Below are 19750 nucleotides of genomic sequence, written 5' to 3'. Positions count from 1 at the left end.
TACAGCCAGGCGTGGCAGAATCGGAGGATAGTCATCGTGGTCACTACGGATCAACTGCGAAGCGCATTCGGCACGAACCGCATCCGCATCGTCCCGCGTGAGCAGATTCCCCACGAAATAAGTTCAGACTCAGCACAAAGAGCGCTGACCGAGATCGGGCTGCCGCCCGCCCTTCTAAATATCGTGATGGTGCACTCGGAAATCACTTCCTCCATACCGAAACTGTCAGAGATATATGCGCGATACAAAAAGCCGACGCCACCTCACTTGGCACACTTGTTCAAGATTGCCCAATTCGGAGCCGGCAGCGCCTGCCTGAACGGCAGGAGCGGACAGGTCCTACTTGCGATCCTGGACCGCCCCAATCTTGACCCGCCACTGATCAATACCACCCTTGAGCTCTTCATAGAATTCCTATACGAAATCGAACTGGAACGCGCAACCATCGCGAGGAATGATTCACCCCTCCCTCACATCCGCCGACTGACCGGCCGACTCGCAACGTTGGATCCGCCCGCCATGGGCGAACTATCACCTTGGCATTTTGTGCTTGAGGTTGCCCTCGATGAGTCGAATTGGTAACTCAATATTTACTCGGTCGATCACCAAGTCCAAGCAGTGGGTGGCGGACCCGTCCGGGGTGATCCTTAGTCGGTCGAATCAAGGGACCACCCCGACCCGGGTGGTCGTCGCGTAGCGGGCAGAGGGATCACCCACTGGGCTGAGCTCGCAATCAGCTCGCGAGCAGCCCCATATACGGCCCGAATTCCGCGGCCAGCGTCAAGCGCCCCAGCTTCTGGTACTCCCGCTGCACCCCCCGGATCAGGTCCGACATCGTCACCGGCTCCCCCGACTCCGCCGACAGGTACGCCGCCGTCACCGCCACCGACCGGATGTTGCCTCCCGCCAGTTCGAACGACTCCGCGCAGAACTTCAGGTCCAGACCCGGCGAGCGCGGCAGCACTCGGCCCAGGCAGCGTTCCCACAGCAGCAGGCGTTGCTCCGCGTCCGGTACCGGGAAGTCGATCACCAGGTCCAGGCGGCGGGTGAAGGCGTCGTCCAGGTTGGCCCGTAGGTTGGTCGCCAGGATCGCCAGGCCGTCGAACGATTCCATGCGTTGCAGCAGGTACGCGCTCTCGACGTTCGCGTAGCGGTCGTGGGCGTCCTTCACCTCCGAGCGTTTGCCGAAGATCGCGTCGGCCTCGTCGAAGAGCAGCACGCCGTTGATTCCCGCCGCTTCCGAGAAGATGCGTTCCAGGTTCTTCTCCGTCTCGCCGACGTACTTGTCGATGACCGTCGACAGATCCACCGTGTAGAGGTCCAGTCCCAGATCCGCCGCGATCACCTCCGCCGACATCGTCTTCCCCGTACCCGAGTCGCCGGCGAACAGGGCCGTCACCCCTCGGCCCCGTCCGCCCCCGGGGCGCATGCCCCACTCCCCCAGGACGAGGTCACGGTGGCGGGCCCGGGCTGTCAGTTCGCGTAGTTGGGTCAGGGGGTCCGGTGGGAGGACCAGGTCCGGCCAGCCGACCGTCGGTTCGATGCGGCGGGCCAGGCGGTCCAGGCCTGCCGCGTTCTGGGCTCGGGCGCCGGCGCGGATGTGGTCCGGGCCGAGGGGGCCCCCGTCCAGCGCGGAGGCCTGCGCCGCGCTTCGGGCCGCGCGGGCGATCTGGTCCGGGGACAGGAGGAACGGGGACAGGACACCGGTGACGTCCAGATCCGGCGGGACGGCCTTGGCGTACGCCTTCGTCCACAGGGCGGCCCTCGCCGGCGGTTCCACCCTCGGGGCGTGGAGCAGCAGCGGTGGCCGGGTCGACCAGGTCGCGTCCCACGGGGCCCGCCCCACCAGGATCACCGGGAGCGGCGCGTCCGCGACCATGCGGATCACCTCCGGCTTCTCCCGGGCCAGGGCGTCGACGGGCCCGCACACCAGGCCCGCGCCCGTGAGGCGGGCCTCGCGGGCCAGGACGCGTACCGCTTCCGTCGGGTTCGGGTCCGCGGCCAGGCGTTCGAGGTCCACGCCCAGCGTTCCACGGCCCGAACGGGTCAGCGCGGACGCCGCCAGGGCCGTGCCCGCTCCGCCCTGTTCCTCCCTCAGGTACGCGAGTTGGATGCCGCCGTCCAAGCCGCGTGCCAACGGCCCCGGGTCGCCCACCCCGGACACCTCGCGCACGTCGTGCCACGGAGCGAGCAGGTCGGCGATCCGCGGGGCCGGGGTGTCGTCGCCGAGCAGATGGGAGGTGACCCGGTCCGGGACACGTAACTCCCGGCTCAGGAAGGGGCGGTCCCCCTCCTCCACCAGGAGCAGACCGCCCGCGCGCAGCGGCGCCGACGGGCCCAGCCGTCCTCGCGCACCCGCGTCGGCGGCGGACAGTCCGCACAGGCCGAGGGCCAGTCCCACCGAGGGACGGCGGCGCGTCACGTCGTCGTTCAAGTAGCCGTAGAAGGCTTCGAAACGGTCGTCCAGGTCCGGTATCAGGGCGATGAGCAGGATCTCCGTGTCCAGCTCGGTCAGGTCGAACTCCGCCGTGAGCAGGCCCAGTCGGGTCGGGCCGGTCGGCTCGGCGGGTTCCGTCGTGAACTCCGGCACCACGATCCGCCTGCCGTCGTCCAGCAGCCGTCGCACTCTCTCGTCGCTCAAGTACAGCCCGCGGAACGCGTCGTCCGGGTCGGGGTCCGTCTCCTGTCTCGCCGCCACCGCCCGTCGCACACGCTGCTCGACGATGACCGCGCGGCTCAGGAGGTGGCTCAGGCTCTGGTCCTCGGTCATGCCCGACCGTCCTCCGCGAGCCGGGACTCCGCCACCCGGGACTCCGCCACCCGGGAGGCGATCCCCGCCGACGGGGCCCCGGGCCGGGTGCCGTAGACCGGCAGCCGTCGTCCGTCCGGCGTCCTCCGGTAGGCGCCCTCGGCCTCGGACGGCCGCTCGGGCGGGATGCCGGAGAAGCCGAGCCGCACGCCGTCCTCGCCGACCGGCGGGCCCGCCTCGTACACCGGCGACGCCGTCACCGGCACGCTGACCACCAGGTCGAGCGACGGTTTGAGTTCACCTCCGAGCGCGCTCCACACATCCGCGAACGACCGGTCCTCCGGCGGGGGCAGGGCGATGGTCATGGGGACCGCCACGCCGATCTCCGCCAGGGAGCCGGTGAGGCGTTCCACGGGCAGGGCCTCGTAACGCAGCAGGCAGGCGAGCAGTGAGGACAGCAGCCGGTGTTCGTCCTCCGGGCGTTTGGTCCACGCGGTGATCAGGTACGAGAGCTTGAAGTAGCGCGGTGGCCGGCGGCGGGCCACGACGACACCGGCCTCGTCGTACTCGTTGTGCAGTCCGCGTTCCCGGCGCCGGGTGTCCTCGCGGATGTCGTACAGGTACAGATTGACCGTCGGTGCGTTGACCTTGGCGGCCCAGTCACGGGTGGGCGCGTCGAAGGCCACCGCGATCTGGGCGCCCTCCAGGGCGTCGTCCCGGAACAGGGTGCGCAGGGACTCGTCGACCTCATGGATCACAGGGGTGTATTCCTCGCCTCAGCTTCGGCCCACGAAGTCCGGTGGGTTCAGATTGCGTTGCACGACCAGGAAGGGTCGCTGGAGCCGGTCCAACCCCCTGACGTCCGCGTGGAGTTCACGCGGACCGAGCTGGTCCTTGCGCAGCACCAGTACCTGGGCCTCGAACGATCCGTCGCGCCCGACGCGCACCACCGACCGGGCCGCGGTGATCCCCGGCTTCCAGGTGAGCCGCACGGTCGCGCCGGGCGGGAAGTCCTTGCCGCGTGCCTGCACCACCTGGCCGGGTGGTCCGACCTCCGGGGTGATCGTGAGCTTCGGCCGCAGGACGCGGAGCCGGGCGACGGCGGTGTTGTTGCCTTGTCGTGGGTCCCGCAGCGCACCGCGCACGGTGGCGCGTACCTCGCCGTCCGCCGCCGCCGTGTACACCGCCGATTGCGTCACCGTGAGCCGCCCGCCCACCGGGATGCTGCACGGGTTGTCCTGTCCGCAGGCGGAGAGCCGGCCCACCGCACGCTTGCTCGCGTCGGTCACACCGGGCCACTCCGCCGCGAGCACGACGCCTTCCGCCGCCCTGGGGCCTGCGTTGGTGAGGGTGTAGCGCGCCTGTGTGGTCCTGCCGACGTAGTCGGGTACGGGCGTCACGCTCGCGGTCACCGCGACGTCCGCCTCGACCGGAATGGGGGCCGGGAGCACGCTGAAGACGGCCGTGTCCGTGCCCCTGTTGCCCGCGGAGTCCGTCGCGGTGCAGCTCACCTCGGTGGTTCCCAGCGGGAAGAGCGACCCCGACGCGGGGACACAGGTGACCGGCAGATTCCCGTCCACCGTGTCCATGGCGGTCGCGACGTAGTCGACCTTCGCACCGTCCTTGCCCGTCGCCTCGACCGTGCGGTCGTCCACCGTCACCTGCGGGGCGGACGCGTCATTGACGACGAAGTTGGCCGTGTCGGTGCCCTTGTTGCCCACGTAGTCGGTGGCCGTGCAGGTGACGTGGGTGGTGCCCATCGGGAAGAGCGACCCCGACGCGGGAGTGCAGACGACCGGCAGCTCGCCGTCCACCGCGTCGTTGGCCGTCGCGACGTAGTCGATCTTCACGCCGTCCTTGCCCGTCGCCTCGGCCTTGTGGTCGTCCACCGTGACCCGCGGGGCCTCGACGTCGCGCACGGCGACGCTGATCCGCTCGTGGTAGTCGGGTACCGGGTCGGGTACGGCCTCCTGACCCGCCCGCGTGCCGCCGGACAGCGTTCCCCCGCCCGGTACCTTGCTGTCCATCAGGAACTGGACGGTGCAGTGCAGGGTCTGCCCCTGCGGGGCGTCGCCCGCCGCGGTGATGGTCTCCTTGAAGGCGACGGTGGTGCCGCTGGTCACCTTTTGCGTCGCCGGCTCCAGGGTGACGGTGAGGGCCGGGTCGCAGCCGGTCGTCCGGTGGCTGACGGTCGTGGGCAGGGCGGTCAGGCCTTCCACGATCTTGTCGGCCACCCGCTTGGGGTCGACGCCCTTCAGGATCGTTCCCCCGGTGCTGTTCGCCACTTTGCTGCCCTGGTTGGGCTCATGGGGCTCCTTGGGGCGCCCGTCGCCGTCGAGACCGTCACCGACGGGGGTGTCGATGTCGACGGCGACCACGCGTGCCTTCCTGCCCGTCAGCGCGCCGATGGCGTCGTCGAGGCTGTGACCGAGGCTGGGGTCATGGCTGGAGGCGTCGCCGATCAGGACGACGACCGGGCTCGCGCCCTCCCGGAACGCCGTCTTCCCGCCTGCCCCGTGGGCGATCTGCCACAGCGCGTTGATCCAGTCCTCGACGGGCGGACTGCTGCCTCCGAGGTCCGCCTTGAGCTGGTCGACGCCCTTCTCCTGGACGTCCTTCAAGTCACCCGTCAGCCCCTGCAGAACGGTGAACGCCTTCTCGCCGTCGGTGACGTCGCCGTACTTGGCCACGGCGAACCAGGAGTCCGGTTGTGCGTCCCGTACCGTCCTGGTGATGGTGCTGAGCTCCGTCTTCAGCTTGCCGATGGTCTCCGCCATGCTGATGGTGCCGTCCACCAGAAGCACCACATCCGGTCTCGGTGGTACGACCGGCGTTCTCACCTGTTTGTCCACCTGGAAGGACGCGCCCGGGGCGAGGGCCGTCGCGACGGTGTCGGGCCGGACCGTCCACCACTCCGGGGAGGCCCGGCCGCCGGCCGTGGCGGGTACGACGGCGACCAGCAAGGCCAGCACGACCGTCACAGGGCCGATGCGGGAAGCCTTGATACGCGCCCAGGAGCGTCTGCCGCAGCCCGAGCCGGAGGCCGCCCCCGTCCTCAGCGATCGCTGAACCCCTCGCACACCCCACCCCGTTCACGATCGGTGCCCCGGGGCGGCCGCGCCCCGGCCCGTCCCACCCTCGCGTGCGTGTGCCCGCACCCACAGTGGAGTGCGAGCCAACCCTTCGGGTGCGCAGCGCTGCCCGAAGGGGCACGAGCGCGACCGCGCGTCGGTCAGATCAGTCCTTGCCGGAGGGCGTAGGCCACGGCGTGCGAGCGGTTGCGCAGATTCAGCCGGGTCATCACCGCGTGGAGTACGTTCTTGATGGTGCGTTCGGAGTAGGCGAGCTTCAGGGCGATGTCGGCGGTGTCGTATCCCTCGGCGACCAGCCGCAACACCTCGATCTCGCGGGCGGACAGGCCGTTGAAGTTGATGCCGCGCGGCCCGAGCACCTCGCCCTGCAGCCGGCCGACCTGCTCCAGCAGGCTGCCCAGCAGATCGGCCGGCACATACCCCTCTCCCCGCGCCACGGCCCCTATCACCTGGACCAGCCGTTCGGGGGTGGCCTCGGCGCGCCGGACGACTCCGACGAAGCCGCATTCCGCCGCGCTCACCAGTTGCTGCTCGTCGATCTGTGTGGTGACCAGTACCCCCCGCGCGGTGCTGGTCCGCTGGATCTGGCGCAGTACGCGCAGCGCGACCTCGTCGACGATGTCCACGACCATCACCACGACCTGGGCGTCCTCGGTGCCGCCCCGGTCGACGAGCCGTACTTCGGGGCGGGTGCGCAGCTGGCTCGCCACTCCGGCCTGCGAGATGGGGTCCTGTGCTCTCAGGTCGACCATGATGCGGTCCGCGGTTGTCTGGTTCACATCGTTCCTCCCTTGCCGAGCCACCGGTCCTGGTCGAGCCACCGATGTGATGCCTGCCGAATGTCGAATGCATCTGTCGTGCGCCTGTCACGTTATGGGCACCCGCCGCTCTCCCCACCCCCCTCATTTCCCGGCAAGCTCAGTATTCACCCGGGAAACTGACGATGTCTCAGGGCGAACCGCGATGTGCCCGAAAGTGTTCCTGTGCGGCCGCTGCCTCGCTGTGGTAGCGGACCGTAGCGTGCGCGCCATGAGTGTTTCGGCGAGCCTGGACGAGTCTTCGGTCACCGTGGAGCCCGGTGGCGAGGCCGAACTTTCCGTGCGGGTGCTCAATGCGGGCACCACCGTTGAGGAGTTCCGGTTCGAGGTGGCCGGGCCGTGTGCCGGCTGGACCACCGTCGAGCCGGCGAGCCTGTCCCTCTACCCCGGCGCGTCCGGCTCGGCGACCCTGCGGCTCCGGCCACCCCGCGACCCGGGCATCGTCCCCGGTGAGACCCCTCTCGGCCTGCGCGTCGTGCCCACCGGCGACCCCGGCGCCACCGTGGTGCCCGAGAGCGTCGTGACGGTGCTGCCGTTCACCGAGATCACCTCCGAGCTGGTACCGCGCACCTCGCACAGCGCCTGGCGCGGACGGCACAAAGTCGCGGTGGACAGCCGGGGCAACACACCTGTGACGGTGTTGCTCACTCCCCAAGGCGGCACCGAGAGGGCCCGGTTGGTCTTCGAGCCCGCCGAGCTCACCGTCCCGCCCGGTCAGGCCAAGTTCGCGAAACTGAAGGTCCGCCCGGCGGGGCGCCTGTGGCGCGGGGCACCGGTCACCCATCCGTTCCAGGCGGTGGTGGCACCGAAGCCGGTGGAGGGGCAGGGGCCGTACGAGCCGGAGGTGCTGGACGGCTCGTACGAGCAGCAGGCCATCCTGCCGGGCTGGCTGCCCCGCGCGCTGATCGTGGCGGCCATGCTGGTGGGGGTGCTGGTGGGGCTCTGGTTCGCGGTGCTCCGCCCCACCGTGCGGTCGGCCGCGCGGGAGGCGATCACCCCCGACGCGGTCGAGAGAGCCGTGAACAACAGACCGAAGGGGACCGGGACCGCGGGCTCATCAGGACAGCCGTCGGGCGGCCCGAACGCCCCGGGCGTCGCCGACGGCGGCGCGACGACGGGAACCTCGGGCTCGTCCGGCTCCCGGGCCACGCCCGGCGCTTCGGCCGGTTCGGCGCCGAAACCCGGCGAGCCGGGCGGGCCCGCGGCCCCCAAGAGCGCCCGGGTGGAGGTCCGGGACTCGGTCGGCGGCGGGGCGCAGAGCGCGTCCGCGATCACGGTCCCCGAGGGGAAGACCTTCGAGCTGACGGACATCGTGCTGCAGAACCCGCAAGGGGACGCGGGCACACTCGTCGTGTCGATCCAGGACGAGCAGCACTTCAATCTGGCACTGGAGAACTTCCGTGACTCCGACTACCACTTCGTGACGCCGATCGAGGTCCCCGCCGGTGGCAGGGTCACCCTGTCGGTCAGCTGCCGTGAGGTGGGCCGGCCCGTCAAGGCACCGACTCCGTCACAGTGCTCCGAGTCGATGTTCCTCGGTGGTTCCCTACGGGCGGAGAAAGCCGGTGACGACTGAGCGCACGGCGCCGCGCTCGCGGACCCGGCCGGCTACTCCGGCGGTGTCTCCTCTTCCTCCTCGCCGCCACCCTCCGTGGCCCGCTGCACGAACGACCCTTGGACGTCGGCCGGCTCCTCGTCCTCGTCCGCGGTCTGCCGTTGCACCGGTGGCACGGCGGCCGTGGGTGCGGGTGCGGCAGCCGGTGAGGCGGGTGGTGCCGCGGCCGGGGCGGGCTGTGACATGACCCGCTCGGCGGTGGCCACGGCCTCCTGCTCGAAGCGGTCCCCGGGGTCGCTCACCCGGATACCGCCCGGCGCCTCGGTGCCCTCGACCGGGCCGCTGCGCTGCTGGATGACGTGGGTGAGTTCATGGGCGAGCGTGGTCCGGCCCGCGTGCGAGGACGGGTCGTAGGCATCGCGCTGGAACACGACGTCGTTGCCCACCGTGTACGCGCGGGCGCCGACGTCCCGCGCCGACTCGTGCGCCGCGGAGCCCGTGTGCACCCGTACGTCGGAGAAGTCCGCGCCCAGCCTGGCCTCCATGTCGGAGCGGGTCTCCGGGTCCAGGGACCGTCCACCGCCCGAGGCGAGCACCTGGTGGACCGAGGAGCGCGGCGGGGCGTCCTCCGGCGTCTGTCGTTGGAGCATCGACCGTACGGCGCCGTTGCCCACGGCACGCTGCAAGGCAGCCGTCCCGGAACGGCCGACCACGTCGGTGCGCCCCGAGGCGGCAGCCTCGTACAGTCGGGAAAGCCCGGCAGGCGCGTCCGCTGCCTTCTCGGGCCGCACCGTCTCGCCGTGCTCATGCTCGTGCTCGCTGCCGTGCTCGTGTGCGTGCATGCGTGGCTCCCCTCGACTCCTCCAGCCTCGCCGGAGGGCGCCAGGGGCGTCCAGGCCCGGCTCCCGCCGGGAAAGGGCAGCACGCTCTGCCCGAAAGGGAAAGCCCCGACCGCCCTTGCCTGCGACCGTCGCGCCTCGATCCCACCCACCCGGCGTCACGCACTGGACGTGTTCACCTACGGTACGTATCCGCGGGCCTCGTGGTCACCGTGACAGCGCGGTCTCACCGTGCTTGAGTTGAAGGTGAGGGCCGCGAGTGTCGCAGAGTTCGCCATATGTGTCGCACCCTGACAGGTCTCGGTGTCTCCCCAGCTCGTGACCAGCACGAACGGGCCCCGGGCGGGCACGGCGGCGCCTCCATTAGGAGGGAGCCGTCATGGCTGCCACAGTCAACCGCGGCGAGATCGAAGCCGACATCAAGCAGACCTTGGGCCTCGTCCCGCACTTCTTCTCGACCATCCCGACCGAGCTGCTCGCACCCGAGTGGGAGATCTTCAAGAAGATGGAGCTCGGCGAGACGCTCATACCCAACAAGTACAAGGAACTGATCGGCGTCGGTCTGCACTCCGAGACCAAGTGCCGCTACTGCAGTCTGTTCCACACCGAGGCCGCGAAGCTCTTCGGCGCCACGGACGAGGAGATCCAGGAGGCCGTGCACTACGCGAAGGCGAGCCTGGGCTGGAGCGCGTACATCAACGGCATGCAGGAGGACTACGACAACTTCGCCGCCGAGCTGGCGCAGGTCGTCGACTACGTGCGGTCCCAGGGCTGACCGATGGAACTGGAGAGAGTCCGCCCGACGGTGCTCCGGGGGACGTTCCACGCGTACGAGCTGGCGGCCCTGGCCGCGGCCGCCCGTTACGTCACGGAGTCCGAGCCCCCGGAGCTGCCCGCCGAAGCCCTCGCCCAGCTGCGTCAGGTGCTGGAGGAGTACGACCGGCAGGTCCGCGAACTGTCGGCCCCGTGACGCCGTGACGTCCGGTGCTCAGCGCCCGGCATCACCGCCCGGCGCCGCCCCGCCGTGACCGGCGGCCACCAGGCACTCCGCCTGAGCCATGGGCGTCGCGTCCTCGAACAGCCTGTTGAGCAGGGCGCCCTCGAGCTCCACGGACGCGACCTCGTCGACACCGTATTCCGCCAGCAGTCTGCCGATGGACTGCAGGGCGAGAAGTGAGTAACCGCCGAGTTCGAAGAAGTCGCTGCGGTGGATGTCGATCGATTCGACTTCCACTTCCAGGACATCGGCCCAGATCCGGCGGACCGCCCCCGCCACCGCTTCGGCGGCGGGTGGCTCCCCCGATGGTGCTGCATCGGTCGACACAGTAGAAGTAACGGTATTCCGGAACATTGAATCGTCCGCCACAGATCCCCCAAATGGAATGTGCGCGCCTGACTGATTTCCTTTTCGTTCACGGCTTGCCCTTTTTCGGGCTCCGATGGCCATCGACCCCGACGGGGGGTGGCTGTTGCCATGAACGCTTACCAATGGTTGATGAAACCACATCAGGATCATTGCCGCAAGCATCTTCCGCGGAAACCTACTATCGCGACACCGATCCCAACTCCCCTACTGCTTCCCACTGTTGATGTGTATTACTCTTCTCGAAGGGCGCTTGCCGGAACGTTCCGAGCCGCGAAATCGCCCCGCCGACGACGGGCCTCCCGCCGGAGCGACAGGCCCCGCGCGATATCGCCTCTCCCCCTTTCCCGTGCGCCCATGTTCCGCACCCATCCATATTCCCGGGCCGTACCGCGTGCGCGTCACCCGGCGGCGACCCGAACCGACCCTGGAGGAAGGCCCGATGGGAAACACCAGGCCGACCGTCACGATGACCGTCGACGGTCGCGCAGTCGAAGGCGAGCCCGCGGGGCTGCCCGTGGAGGACCCGGCGCTCGCCCGGCCCTTCACCCACGCTCCACGGTGCACTCCCGACCTGCTCGCACGGGCCGTGAGCTCCTGCGGCACGGCCTTCCCCGCCTGGGCCGCCCTGCCGGAGAGCACCCGGCGTGCCTACCTGCTCGCGTGTGGGGACGCCCTGTCCCCGTACACCGAGGAGCTGGCCCTGTTGCTCACCCGGGAGCAGGGCAAGCCGCTGTGGGACGCCCGGGCCGAGGTGCGGCGGGCCGTGGACTGGTTCCGCCATACCGCCGAACTGGCTCTCCCGGTGGAGTCGTTCACCGATGACCAGGGCTCCCACGTCACCCTCTCGCGCGCACCGCACGGCGTCGTGGCGGCCATCTCGCCCTCCAACTTCCCTGTCATCCTCAGTGTCTGCAAAGTCGCACCGGCGCTGTTGGCAGGCAACACCGTGGTGCTCAAGCCCTCCCCCGAGACGCCGTTGACCGTCCTGCGGGTGGGGGAGCTGCTCCGGGAGGTGCTGCCGGCCGGGGTGCTGAACGTCATCTCCGGGGACGGCTCCCTCGGCGCGGCCCTCACGGCGAGTCCGGGCGTCGGGATGGTCTCGTTCACCGGCTCCCCGGCCACCGGCCGGGCCATCGCCCGGCAGGCCGCCGAGACCTTCACCCCCGTCGTCCTCGAACTCGGCGGCAACGACCCGGCGATCGTCCTGCCCGGCACCGACATCGCCGCTGTGGCCGGGCCCCTCTTCCAGGCCGCGCTGGTGAACAACGGCCAGTTCTGCGCCGCGGTCAAACGCGTCTATGTGCCACGCCCGCTCCGGGAACAGCTTCTGGACGCGCTGGGCGGGCTCGCCACCTCGGCGGTCGTGGGGCCCGGGCTCACGGCGGGCACGGAGCTGGGGCCGCTGGTCTCCCGTGCGCAGCGGGACACCGTCACGTCCATGGTGGAGGAGGCGGTGGCCGCGGGCGCCCGGGTGACCGCGCGGGGCAAGTGCCCCGAAGGAGAAGGCCACTTCTATCCGCCGACCGTGGTCACCGACCTGCCCGAGGGCAGCCGGCTGGAGGTGGAGGAGCAGTTCGGCCCGGTGATCCCGGTGATCGCCTACGACGAGGTGGCGCAGGCCGTGGAGCGCGCCAACGCGACGCCCTACGGCCTCGGGGCCTCCGTATGGGGGGCCGGTGAGGGTCTCACCACCACGGCCGACGCGTTGCGATGCGGCACCGTCTGGCTCAACACCCACGGTGAACTCCGGCACGATGCTCCCTTCGGTGGGGTCGGCTGTTCGGGAACGGGGGTCGAGTACGGCTACTGGGGGCTGCTGGAATACACCAGGATCACGGTCCGCAACGTCTCTTCCCGTACGGCGTAGGGCCTCTCAGTCGCCGGACGGGCTGGTCAGCCCGTCCGGCGACTGAGGACACCGCCGCGCAGCGGAGGTGCGCCTTCACACGAGCAGGTCGGGGTCCTTCGCCACGGATTCCAGCAGAGCCGCAAACGTGTCGGTGAGGTGCCGCGCGGTGGTGTCGTCGTAGAGCGCGAGGTCGTACTCGAAGAGGCCGTCGTAGCCACCGTCGTCGCCTTCCTCCAGCATCACCGTGGCGTCGAACTTGGCGGACCGGGTGTCGGCCCGCAAGGGCGTCACGGTCAGCCCGGGAAGGTCGGGGCTGCGGACCGTCGTACTGCCGTAGGAGAACATCAGCTGGAAGACGGGGCTGTGGTGACGGCCGCGGGCCGGGCGGACTTCCTCGACGACGCGGTCGAAGGGGACGTCCTGATGGGCCATGGCTTCCTGGACCGTCTCCTTCACCCGGGGCAGGAACCGGCGGAACGTCGCCCCCGCGGGAAGCCGGGTGCGCAGGGCGAGGGTGCGGGTGAACAGGCCGATCAGATCGACGGTCTCCGGGCGGTCGCGGCCCGACAGGAGGGTGCCGACCACCATGTCGCGGGCGCCGCCGGCCCGGTGGACGAGCGCCAGGAACCCGGCGAGCAGCACCATGAACGGGGTGACGCGTTCGGTGGCGGCCAGCTCGCGCAGTCGCGCCGCCACGTCCGGTCCGACGGAGAAGGGGTGGACGGTCGCCCCCGTCGGGCCGCCGACGCTGTCAGCGGCGACACGGGTCGGGGGCAGTCGCGTGACGGGCGGTGCGCCCGCCAATTTCTCCCGCCAATAGTCGAGTTGTCGGTCCATGGCCGGTCCTGTGTGCTGTTGGCTCTGTCCGACGGCGTGGTCCGCGTACTGCACCGGCAGGGGCGGCAGCCCCGCCGGTACCCCCGTGAGGGCCTCCCGGTAGTGGTGCGAGAGCTCGCGGAACAACACGTCCATCGACCAGCCGTCGAAGACGATGTGGTGAAAGACGAGTACCAGGACGTGGTCATCGGGCCCGGCGCGCAGCAGGGCCGCTCGGAGCAGCGGGCCGCGCGTGAGGTCGAAGGGGGCACCGGCCAGTTCGGCGACCGCACGGCGCAGCGCGCTCTCGGGCCGGCCGGAGAGATCGGTGATGCCGAGGGTGAGCGCGTCGGCGGTGCCGGGCGGGGCGACGATCTGTACGGGACGCCCGTCCTCGCTGCCGATGGTGGTGCGGAGCGTGGCGTGCCGCCGTACGATCCGCCGCAGCGCCCCCAGCAGGGCCGCCGGGTCGAGCTTGCCTTCCAGCCGCAGGACCACCGGGTCGTTGTAGGCGGCGCCGGACGGGGCCATCTTGTGCAGGACCCACATACGGCGCTGGGAGGACGTCACCGGAGCACGCGTGGGCTCCGCTGCCTGCCGCGCGTCCTCGGCCGGCGCGCTGCGCTCCGCCGAGATCAGTGCCGCGAGGGCGCCCACGGTCGGTGCTTCGAAGACCATCCGCTGTCGTACGTCGACGGCGAGTGCCTCGCGCAGGTGGGCCGCGAGCCGGGTGGCCGTCAGGGAGTCGCCGCCGAGGGCGAAGAAGTCGTCCTCGACGCCGACGTGGGGGACGCCGAGCGTCATCGCCCAGATCCCGGCGAGTGCGGCTTCCAGCGGGGTGCGCGGCGCGATGCCGCCCGGTGCGGCGGGCTCCGCGTCGAGCGGCAGCTCCCGCAGCGCCCGGCGGTCCACCTTGCCGTTCGGGTTCAGCGGGAGGCCTGCGACGGGGACGATGCGGGAGGGGACGAGTGCGGGTGCGAGCTGGGTGGTGAGGTACGCGCGCAGGCCCGCGTCGTCCTGCCCCGCTTCCCCGACCACGCAGGCGCAGAGCTGGTCGGTCCCGGCGGCGGTCTTCCGGGCCAGGACCGCGCACTCGGTCACCCCCGGATGGCGTCGGATGACCGACTCGACCTCACCCGGCTCGATACGGATGCCGCGGATCTTGATCTGGTGGTCGATCCGGCCGAGGAATTCGAGGTTCCCGTCGGCCAGGCGGCGTACGAGGTCGCCGGTGCGGTACATCCGGCTGCCCGGCCGGTCGCCGTAGGGGTCGGCGAGGAACCGCTCGGCCGTCATCCCGGGGCGCCCCAGATAGCCGCGGGAGACGCTGTCACCGGCGATATAGAGCTCGCCGGGCCGCCCGTCCGGCGCCGGGCGCAACCACTCGTCGAGCACATGAGCCCGCACACCGCCCAGCGGCGTTCCGACGGGGACGCGCGACCATGTGCCCACGTCGGCCGCCGGGCCGGTGGCCTCGTACAGCAACTGGGAGATGGTGCCCTCTGTGGCGCCGTACTCCTGCACCAGGCGGACCCCGGTGGGCAGCCAGGCCGCGACCGCCTCGACGGCGACCGCCTCGCTGCCGACGACCAGCAGTCGCAGCGAGGTGGGAGGCCGTGGCAGCCCGTCGCGTTCCAGCTCGCGCGACCACTCGTACCAGTAGGCGGGGGTGAGCTGCATGACGGTGACGCCCTGCGTGTCGACGACCGCCCGCAGACGGGCGCTGTCGGCGAGCGACTCCTCGGGATCGAGTACCAGGCAGGCTCCGGTGACCCAGGTGGAGAGGATCTCCTCGGCGGCCACCGAGAAGCCGATGGAAGCGAACTGCAGCACACGGTCGCCCGGCCCCAGTCCGAGCCGTCGGCCGACCTCCAGGGCGAGGTTGGCCAGCGGGCCGTGGGTGAGGCCGACGCCCTTGGGCGTGCCGGTCGAGCCGGAGGTGTACGCCACCCAGGCCAGGTTGTCGGGGTGGAGCGGGCGGCTTTCCGCAGGCCGCGTCCCGGCCTCCGGTGCGTCGTCCGGTGCGTCGTCCGATGCGTCGTCCGGATGCACGACGGTGCCGGGGTAGTCCGTGGCGGGCCCGGAGGCCGGGTGGCGACGGGTCAGCAGGATGGGGGCGGCGACGTCGTCGAGGATGAAGACAAGCCGGTCGCGGGGGTAGCCGGGGTCGAGCGGGACACAGACGCCGCCTGCCTTGAGGACGGCGAGGACCGCCACCGCCAGTTCGACGGAACGGGCCAGGTGGATGCCCACCCGGACCTCCGGGCCCACGCCGTGACGACGCAGCCGGCGGGCGAGCCGGTCGGCCCGCCGGTCGAGCTCCGCGTAGTCGAGGCACTGGTCACCGCAGAGCACGGCGGCGGCGTGCGGGGTACGGCGTGCCTGGTCCTCGACCAGCCGGTGCACGCCGGGGGTGGCGAACCGGGCCCGCTCGACGGCCGACGGCACTGTGGTGGAGGTGCTCACGGGATCAGCACCACCTTGCTCGCCTCCCCGGCGTCGAACAGCCGGAACCCCTCGGCCGCTTCGGACAGCGGAAGCCGGTGCGAGATGACGAAGGTGGGGTCGATCCGGCCGCCGCGCACCAGGTTCATCAAGGGTTCCCGCGCGCTGATCGGGTCGCCGACGGCGAACCGCAAGGTGATCTCCTTGGCGAAGGCCAGGCGCGTCGGCATGGGCATCGCCTCGGAGGCGTGGGAACCCACGGCGCACACCACACCCCGCGGCCGTACGATCTCCAGCGCGCTCAGCAGGGCGGCGTCACTGCCGACCGCTTCGAGGACGACGTCCGCGCCGCGCCCGCCCGTCAGGTCCCGGACCCGTGCGGGGAGGTCCGTGCCGGTGGGGACCGGCTGGGCACCGTGCCGGGCGGCCAGGGCGCGCCGGCTCTCCAGCGGGTCGACGGCCAGCACCGCGGCGGCGCCGAGGACCCACGCGGACTGCATGGCCAGCAGGCCCACGGGGCCGCAGCCCACCACGGCGACGGTGTCTCCGGGGCGCACCTCGCCGCCCACCGCGCCGGCGTAGCCGGTGGCGAGGACGTCCCCGATGAGCAGGGCCTGTTCGTCGTCGACGGCGTCGGGGACGGGGAACAGCACCACGTCGGCGAAGGGCACGCGCACGTACTCGGCGTGGCCGCCGGCGAAGGCCGTCGTGCCGACGACGGTGTCGTAGCCGAAGAGGCCCACCCGGTCGCACTGGTAGTGCCATCCGCGACGGCACGGCCCGCACTGCCCGCACGCGATGATGTCCGAGGCGACGACCCGGTCGCCGGGCGCGAAACCGCGCACCCCGGGTCCGACGGTCTCGATCACGCCGGTGAACTCGTGTCCGGTGACCGTGCCCGGTGTGAACGACGCGATCTCGCCCCGGTAGGGGTGCAGATCGGTGCCGCAGATGGCGCTCCTGACCACCCGGACGATCGCGTCCCCGGGGTCCTCGACGCGGGGCGTGGCGACCTCGTCGGTGAGCTTCACCTGGTACGCCCCGTGCCACTGCAAAGCCCTCATGCGTCCTCCTCCTTCTTCTGCTTCTCCGGAAACTTCTGTTTCTCCGGGAACGGCGGTCGGGCTCGCGGGCCGTCCAGTTCGTGGGTCGCGGCCAGAAGTGCGCCGTGCAGGTCGTCGAGCAGGCGCGCGGCGGCCGCGTCGTCGTACTGGGCGCGATGGTGGGTCAGCAGTGCCCGCAAGGCTCCGTCCTCTTCGTAGAAGCCGAGGTCGATGTCGTATCCGGAGAAGGGGTCGGGGTGGTTGATCAGCGTGACGTCGACGCCTTCGAGCGCGGGCGGCACCTCGGGGGTGGACTGGAAGGAGACGCACACATTGGTCACGGACCTGAAGCCGCGCCGTTTCAGACCGAGCTCCGCCATCAGTCGCTCGTAGGGAACGTCACGGTGCGTGTACGCCCCGATCATGGTGCGCCGTACGTCGTGCAGCAGCCGGCGGAAGTCGGTGCCCTGGGGTACGCGGGTGCGCAGCGGAAGGACGTTGACGAAGAATCCGACGGCCCTCTCGAACTCGACGCGGCTGCGGAATCCTCCCCGGGTGGCGACCAGGATGTCGTCACCCGGCACATAGCGGCGCAGCACCTGCTTGAAGGCGGTGAGCAGGAGCATGTAGAGGGTGACGTGCTCGCGTTGGCTGATCTCCCGCAGGCGGTCGTAGAGGGGTTGCGGGAAGGTCAGCCACCGGGTCACCGGGGGCCCTTGGGCCCGGCCGGCCGCCGGCCGGGCGAGGGACAGTTCGGGCAGCGGTGTCACCCCGGCCAAGGCCTGGCGCCAGTAGGCGAGTTGCCCGGGGTACACGGGGCCTTCGAGCCACTCCCGCTGCCATCGTACGAAGTCGGCGTAGTGGGTGGTGACGGGTGGCAGGGGCGAGGGCAGGCCGTGGAGACGCGCGGTGTAGAGCCGCTCCAGCTCGCGGAAGAGCACGGACCACCACGACCAGGCGTCCGACACCAGGTGGTGGGTGGTGATGCGGATGATGTGCTCGCGCGGGGCGAGCCGGATCAGCACGGCCCGGATCACCGGGCCGTGGACCAGGTCGAACGGTTGCCTGAGGTCCGCGTCCAGGAAGCGGGCGGCTTCCGCCTCCCGCTCTGTCGGTGCGAGGGCCGACAGATCGGTCAGCGGCAGGGGTACGGCGGCGTCCTGGGTCACCTGCTGGACGGGCTGTCCGTCCACCACTGGGAACCGGGTGCGCAGTGCCTCGTGTCTGCGGACGAGTTCCTCGATGCTCCGGTGCAGGGCCGCCGTGTCCAGCCCGCCGACGAGACGGAAGGTCATCGGGTCGGCGTACAGCGTCGTGCCGGCGAGCCTTTCCAGGAACCACATGCCCTGCTGGGCGTAGGACAGCGGCAGGGCCTGTCGACGGCGCTCCGGGCGGTCCGCCGCCCTGACTTCGTCCCCCACCGGCCCCTCCCCCCCTCCTGCCTGCCACGTCTTACTTGACACCGCTCACGAACAGCCAGCGCCGGGGCACTTCGGTCAGCCCCAGGTCCTGGAAGGTCGTGCGCAGGGCGGCCTTCAGTGCCTCGGAGCCGAGGGCCATGTCCGTGAGGCCGGTGGCGCCTTCGATGAAGACCGAGTAGCCGCACAGCGCGTCCCAGTCCTCCAGCGTCCACGCGTAGGTCTCCTCCTCGGCCTTCACCGCGGAGAATCCGGCCCGCTCGAAGAGTTCCTCGTGCTGCTGCGGCGTCAGTGTCTCCATGGCGACCGGCTTGTCGCGCTCGAGGACCAGATCGCTGCCCCGGCTCTTCAGCCAGGCGCGCGTGGCCTGCAGCCAGCGGGCATAGAAATGGCGAGTGCCGGGCAGCACGGCACCGTCGTAGAACAAGGTGTTGAGGGCGCACCGGCCACCGGGTTTCAGCATCCGGTAGCACCCGCTGACCACCGATCCCCTTTCGCCTTCAGGGATTTGGTGCATCACATTGCTGAGCACCGCGACATCCACCGGGTCGACCAGGGATTCGACGTCCTGGGCACGCCCGGTGAGAAAGCGGACCTTGGGGTCGCGCAGCCTTTTCCTGGCGATGGCGAGTTCGTGCTCCGACGGATCGACACCCACGATGGAGCCGACGTGTGCGAAGCGTTCGAGGAGTAATTGGGTGGCGAGCCCGGAGCCGCAGCCGACGTCCACGACGACGCTTCCGGGAGCGGCCTCGCAGATGTCGACGAGTCGCTGGGTCACGTCCCCGTACAGGCCGCGCCGCGACATTTCATCGAATTCGTATCCATGGACAAAAGTCATTGCTTCCTCGTCCTCCTCTTACGGGGTGAACACTTTTACGGGCTGAACGGGTCCGGTCAGCCGGTCAGCGTTGCCGCCGTGCCGCCCATGACGGCCCGGTATTCGTCCGGGGTCAGCGGATCGCTGCCGTCGGGCCACGGCTCGGTGTCCTTGGCCAGCCGCGCCATGCGGTCCATGGACTCGGTCATGGTCGCGAAAGGGAAGTCGGTTCCCCACAGCACACGGTCCAGTACGCCTCGTTCGCGGGCGTGAGCCAGTGCGGCGGCCACGGTCCCGGGCGGCAGGTACGTGCCGAAGATCGACAGGTCGGCGTACAGATTCGGGTGGCGGGCCAGCAGCTCGACGCAGGGGCCGGTCCATGGCCTGCCGAGGTGGGCCAGGATGATCCTCAGGTCAGGGAAGTCCCGGGCCACCGGCTCCAGCAGCAGCGGGGAGAAGTAGCGGCCGTCCGCGTTCTTGGCGGGGGTGTAGCCGGTGTGGACGAGCACCGGGATGCCGAGTTCCCCCGCGGTCTCGTACACGTCGTACCAGCGCCGGTCGGCGGGTGACATCCGCAGATAGCAGGGGGCGGTCTTCAGTCCGCGCAGCCCCCGTTCCGTGATGGCGTGCCGCAGTCGGGCGGCGGCGCCGGGGGTGCCCGCGTCCACGGAGGCGAAGCCGATGAACCGGTCGGGGTGGCGGTCGCACAGGTCGGCGACGAAGTCGTTGGGCACCGAGAAGCCCTCGACCCGCCGCACGTCGAAGGCGAGCAGGAAGGCCCGGTCGACGCCGGCCGTGTCCATCTCGGTGATCAGTTTCGTCTCCGGCGCGGAGAGTGCCTCGGGCGGCATTCCGGTCGTGGCCATCATCTGGTCGGCGAAGGCGGTGGTGAAGTGCCGGTAGTACTCCCCGGCGTGCACATGGGAATCGATGATCACGT

General features: G+C 70.6%; 16 protein-coding genes. 5 read left to right on the top strand and 11 right to left on the bottom strand.

All coding sequences use genetic code 11. The annotated features are described in order from the left end of the window. Positions 1–36: 36 nt before the first annotated feature. Positions 37–582: an SUKH-4 family immunity protein gene (locus AB8O64_RS32745; protein ID WP_370423265.1), complete on the top strand. Its 546-nt coding sequence runs from the start codon at positions 37–39 to the stop codon at positions 580–582. Between the two features lie 151 nt (positions 583–733). On the opposite strand, the gene AB8O64_RS32740 is transcribed toward AB8O64_RS32745, so the two are convergent. The 4 genes from AB8O64_RS32740 to AB8O64_RS32725 all read right to left on the bottom strand — a co-directional run bounded on the left by AB8O64_RS32740 (position 734) and on the right by AB8O64_RS32725 (position 6593). Beyond that, complete coding sequence (locus tag AB8O64_RS32740) at positions 734–2770, bottom strand: ATP-binding protein (RefSeq protein ID WP_370423263.1); 2037 nt, start codon at positions 2768–2770, stop codon at positions 734–736. Next, positions 2767–3507, bottom strand: a complete 741-nt coding sequence (locus tag AB8O64_RS32735) for a DUF4255 domain-containing protein (RefSeq protein ID WP_370423262.1) — start codon at positions 3505–3507, stop codon at positions 2767–2769. Before AB8O64_RS32735 ends, AB8O64_RS32740 begins: the two co-directional genes overlap by 4 nt. A gap of 18 nt (positions 3508–3525) precedes the next feature. Then, positions 3526–5730, bottom strand: coding sequence for an HYR domain-containing protein (locus AB8O64_RS32730; RefSeq protein WP_370423261.1), 2205 nt, complete (start codon positions 5728–5730; stop codon positions 3526–3528). A gap of 251 nt (positions 5731–5981) precedes the next feature. After that, positions 5982–6593 carry a LuxR C-terminal-related transcriptional regulator gene (locus AB8O64_RS32725; protein ID WP_370424044.1) on the bottom strand — a complete coding sequence of 204 codons (612 nt, stop codon included), beginning with the start codon at positions 6591–6593 and terminating at the stop codon, positions 5982–5984. A gap of 277 nt (positions 6594–6870) precedes the next feature. On the opposite strand from AB8O64_RS32725, the gene AB8O64_RS32720 reads away from it, so the two are divergent. Further along, positions 6871–8235, top strand: coding sequence for a hypothetical protein (locus AB8O64_RS32720; RefSeq protein WP_370423260.1), 1365 nt, complete (start codon positions 6871–6873; stop codon positions 8233–8235). Between the two features lie 32 nt (positions 8236–8267). On the opposite strand, the gene AB8O64_RS32715 is transcribed toward AB8O64_RS32720, so the two are convergent. Beyond that, complete coding sequence (locus AB8O64_RS32715) at positions 8268–9056, bottom strand: DUF4157 domain-containing protein (protein WP_370423259.1); 789 nt, start codon at positions 9054–9056, stop codon at positions 8268–8270. A gap of 376 nt (positions 9057–9432) precedes the next feature. On the opposite strand from AB8O64_RS32715, the gene AB8O64_RS32710 reads away from it, so the two are divergent. Further along, positions 9433–9828, top strand: a complete 396-nt coding sequence (locus AB8O64_RS32710; RefSeq protein ID WP_356449870.1) for a carboxymuconolactone decarboxylase family protein — start codon at positions 9433–9435, stop codon at positions 9826–9828. Between the two features lie 3 nt (positions 9829–9831). Continuing rightward, on the top strand, positions 9832–10023 hold the full coding sequence (locus AB8O64_RS32705; RefSeq protein WP_365373954.1) for a hypothetical protein: 192 nt from the start codon (positions 9832–9834) through the stop codon (positions 10021–10023). Between the two features lie 18 nt (positions 10024–10041). Here the strand turns inward: AB8O64_RS32705 and AB8O64_RS32700 are convergent, their stop codons facing one another. Next, positions 10042–10377 (bottom strand): phosphopantetheine-binding protein, encoded by a 336-nt coding sequence (locus AB8O64_RS32700; protein WP_370423257.1) that lies wholly within the window; start codon positions 10375–10377, stop codon positions 10042–10044. 481 nt (positions 10378–10858) lie between these two features. Between AB8O64_RS32700 and AB8O64_RS32695 the strand changes: the two genes are divergently transcribed. Next, complete coding sequence (locus AB8O64_RS32695) at positions 10859–12286, top strand: aldehyde dehydrogenase family protein (protein ID WP_370423255.1); 1428 nt, start codon at positions 10859–10861, stop codon at positions 12284–12286. Positions 12287–12361: 75 nt separating this feature from the next. On the opposite strand, the gene AB8O64_RS32690 is transcribed toward AB8O64_RS32695, so the two are convergent. From AB8O64_RS32690 to AB8O64_RS32670, 5 genes are read right to left on the bottom strand one after another with little or no spacing between them, the layout of a single operon-like run. After that, positions 12362–15550 carry an amino acid adenylation domain-containing protein gene (locus tag AB8O64_RS32690; protein ID WP_370423253.1) on the bottom strand — a complete coding sequence of 1063 codons (3189 nt, stop codon included), beginning with the start codon at positions 15548–15550 and terminating at the stop codon, positions 12362–12364. Beyond that, positions 15547–16593 (bottom strand): alcohol dehydrogenase family protein, encoded by a 1047-nt coding sequence (locus AB8O64_RS32685; RefSeq protein ID WP_370423251.1) that lies wholly within the window; start codon positions 16591–16593, stop codon positions 15547–15549. Before AB8O64_RS32685 ends, AB8O64_RS32690 begins: the two co-directional genes overlap by 4 nt. Next, the gene (locus AB8O64_RS32680; protein WP_370423250.1) at positions 16590–17993 is read right to left on the bottom strand and encodes a condensation domain-containing protein; all 1404 of its coding nucleotides are present in this window, start codon (positions 17991–17993) and stop codon (positions 16590–16592) included. The genes AB8O64_RS32685 and AB8O64_RS32680 overlap by 4 nt, the downstream gene beginning before the upstream one ends. A 31-nt stretch (positions 17994–18024) precedes the next feature. Further along, the gene (locus AB8O64_RS32675; RefSeq protein ID WP_370423248.1) at positions 18025–18831 is read right to left on the bottom strand and encodes a class I SAM-dependent methyltransferase; all 807 of its coding nucleotides are present in this window, start codon (positions 18829–18831) and stop codon (positions 18025–18027) included. A gap of 56 nt (positions 18832–18887) precedes the next feature. Then, on the bottom strand, positions 18888–19748 hold the full coding sequence (locus AB8O64_RS32670) for an amidohydrolase family protein (RefSeq protein WP_370423246.1): 861 nt from the start codon (positions 19746–19748) through the stop codon (positions 18888–18890). Positions 19749–19750: the final 2 nt, after the last annotated feature.

This window comes from Streptomyces sp. QH1-20 (genome assembly GCF_041283565.1).
GTDB classification, from domain to species: Bacteria; Actinomycetota; Actinomycetes; order Streptomycetales; family Streptomycetaceae; genus Streptomyces; species Streptomyces syringius.
Note: the sequence above shows the minus strand (reverse complement) of the source record. Positions and strands in the feature narration are given on the sequence as shown.

What these genes read in the sequence shown, in the direction of transcription:
- AB8O64_RS32720 (WP_370423260.1), top strand. Translation starts at nt 6,871, where the DNA reads ATGAGTGTTTCGGCGAGCCTGGACGAGTCTTCGGTCACCGTGGAGCCC.
- AB8O64_RS32695 (WP_370423255.1), top strand. Translation starts at nt 10,859, where the DNA reads ATGGGAAACACCAGGCCGACCGTCACGATGACCGTCGACGGTCGCGCA.
- AB8O64_RS32740 (WP_370423263.1), bottom strand. Translation starts at nt 2,770, where the DNA reads ATGACCGAGGACCAGAGCCTGAGCCACCTCCTGAGCCGCGCGGTCATC.
- AB8O64_RS32725 (WP_370424044.1), bottom strand. Translation starts at nt 6,593, where the DNA reads ATGGTCGACCTGAGAGCACAGGACCCCATCTCGCAGGCCGGAGTGGCG.
- AB8O64_RS32675 (WP_370423248.1), bottom strand. Translation starts at nt 18,831, where the DNA reads ATGACTTTTGTCCATGGATACGAATTCGATGAAATGTCGCGGCGCGGC.
- AB8O64_RS32710 (WP_356449870.1), top strand. Translation starts at nt 9,433, where the DNA reads ATGGCTGCCACAGTCAACCGCGGCGAGATCGAAGCCGACATCAAGCAG.
- AB8O64_RS32685 (WP_370423251.1), bottom strand. Translation starts at nt 16,593, where the DNA reads ATGAGGGCTTTGCAGTGGCACGGGGCGTACCAGGTGAAGCTCACCGAC.
- AB8O64_RS32705 (WP_365373954.1), top strand. Translation starts at nt 9,832, where the DNA reads ATGGAACTGGAGAGAGTCCGCCCGACGGTGCTCCGGGGGACGTTCCAC.
- AB8O64_RS32715 (WP_370423259.1), bottom strand. Translation starts at nt 9,056, where the DNA reads ATGCACGCACACGAGCACGGCAGCGAGCACGAGCATGAGCACGGCGAG.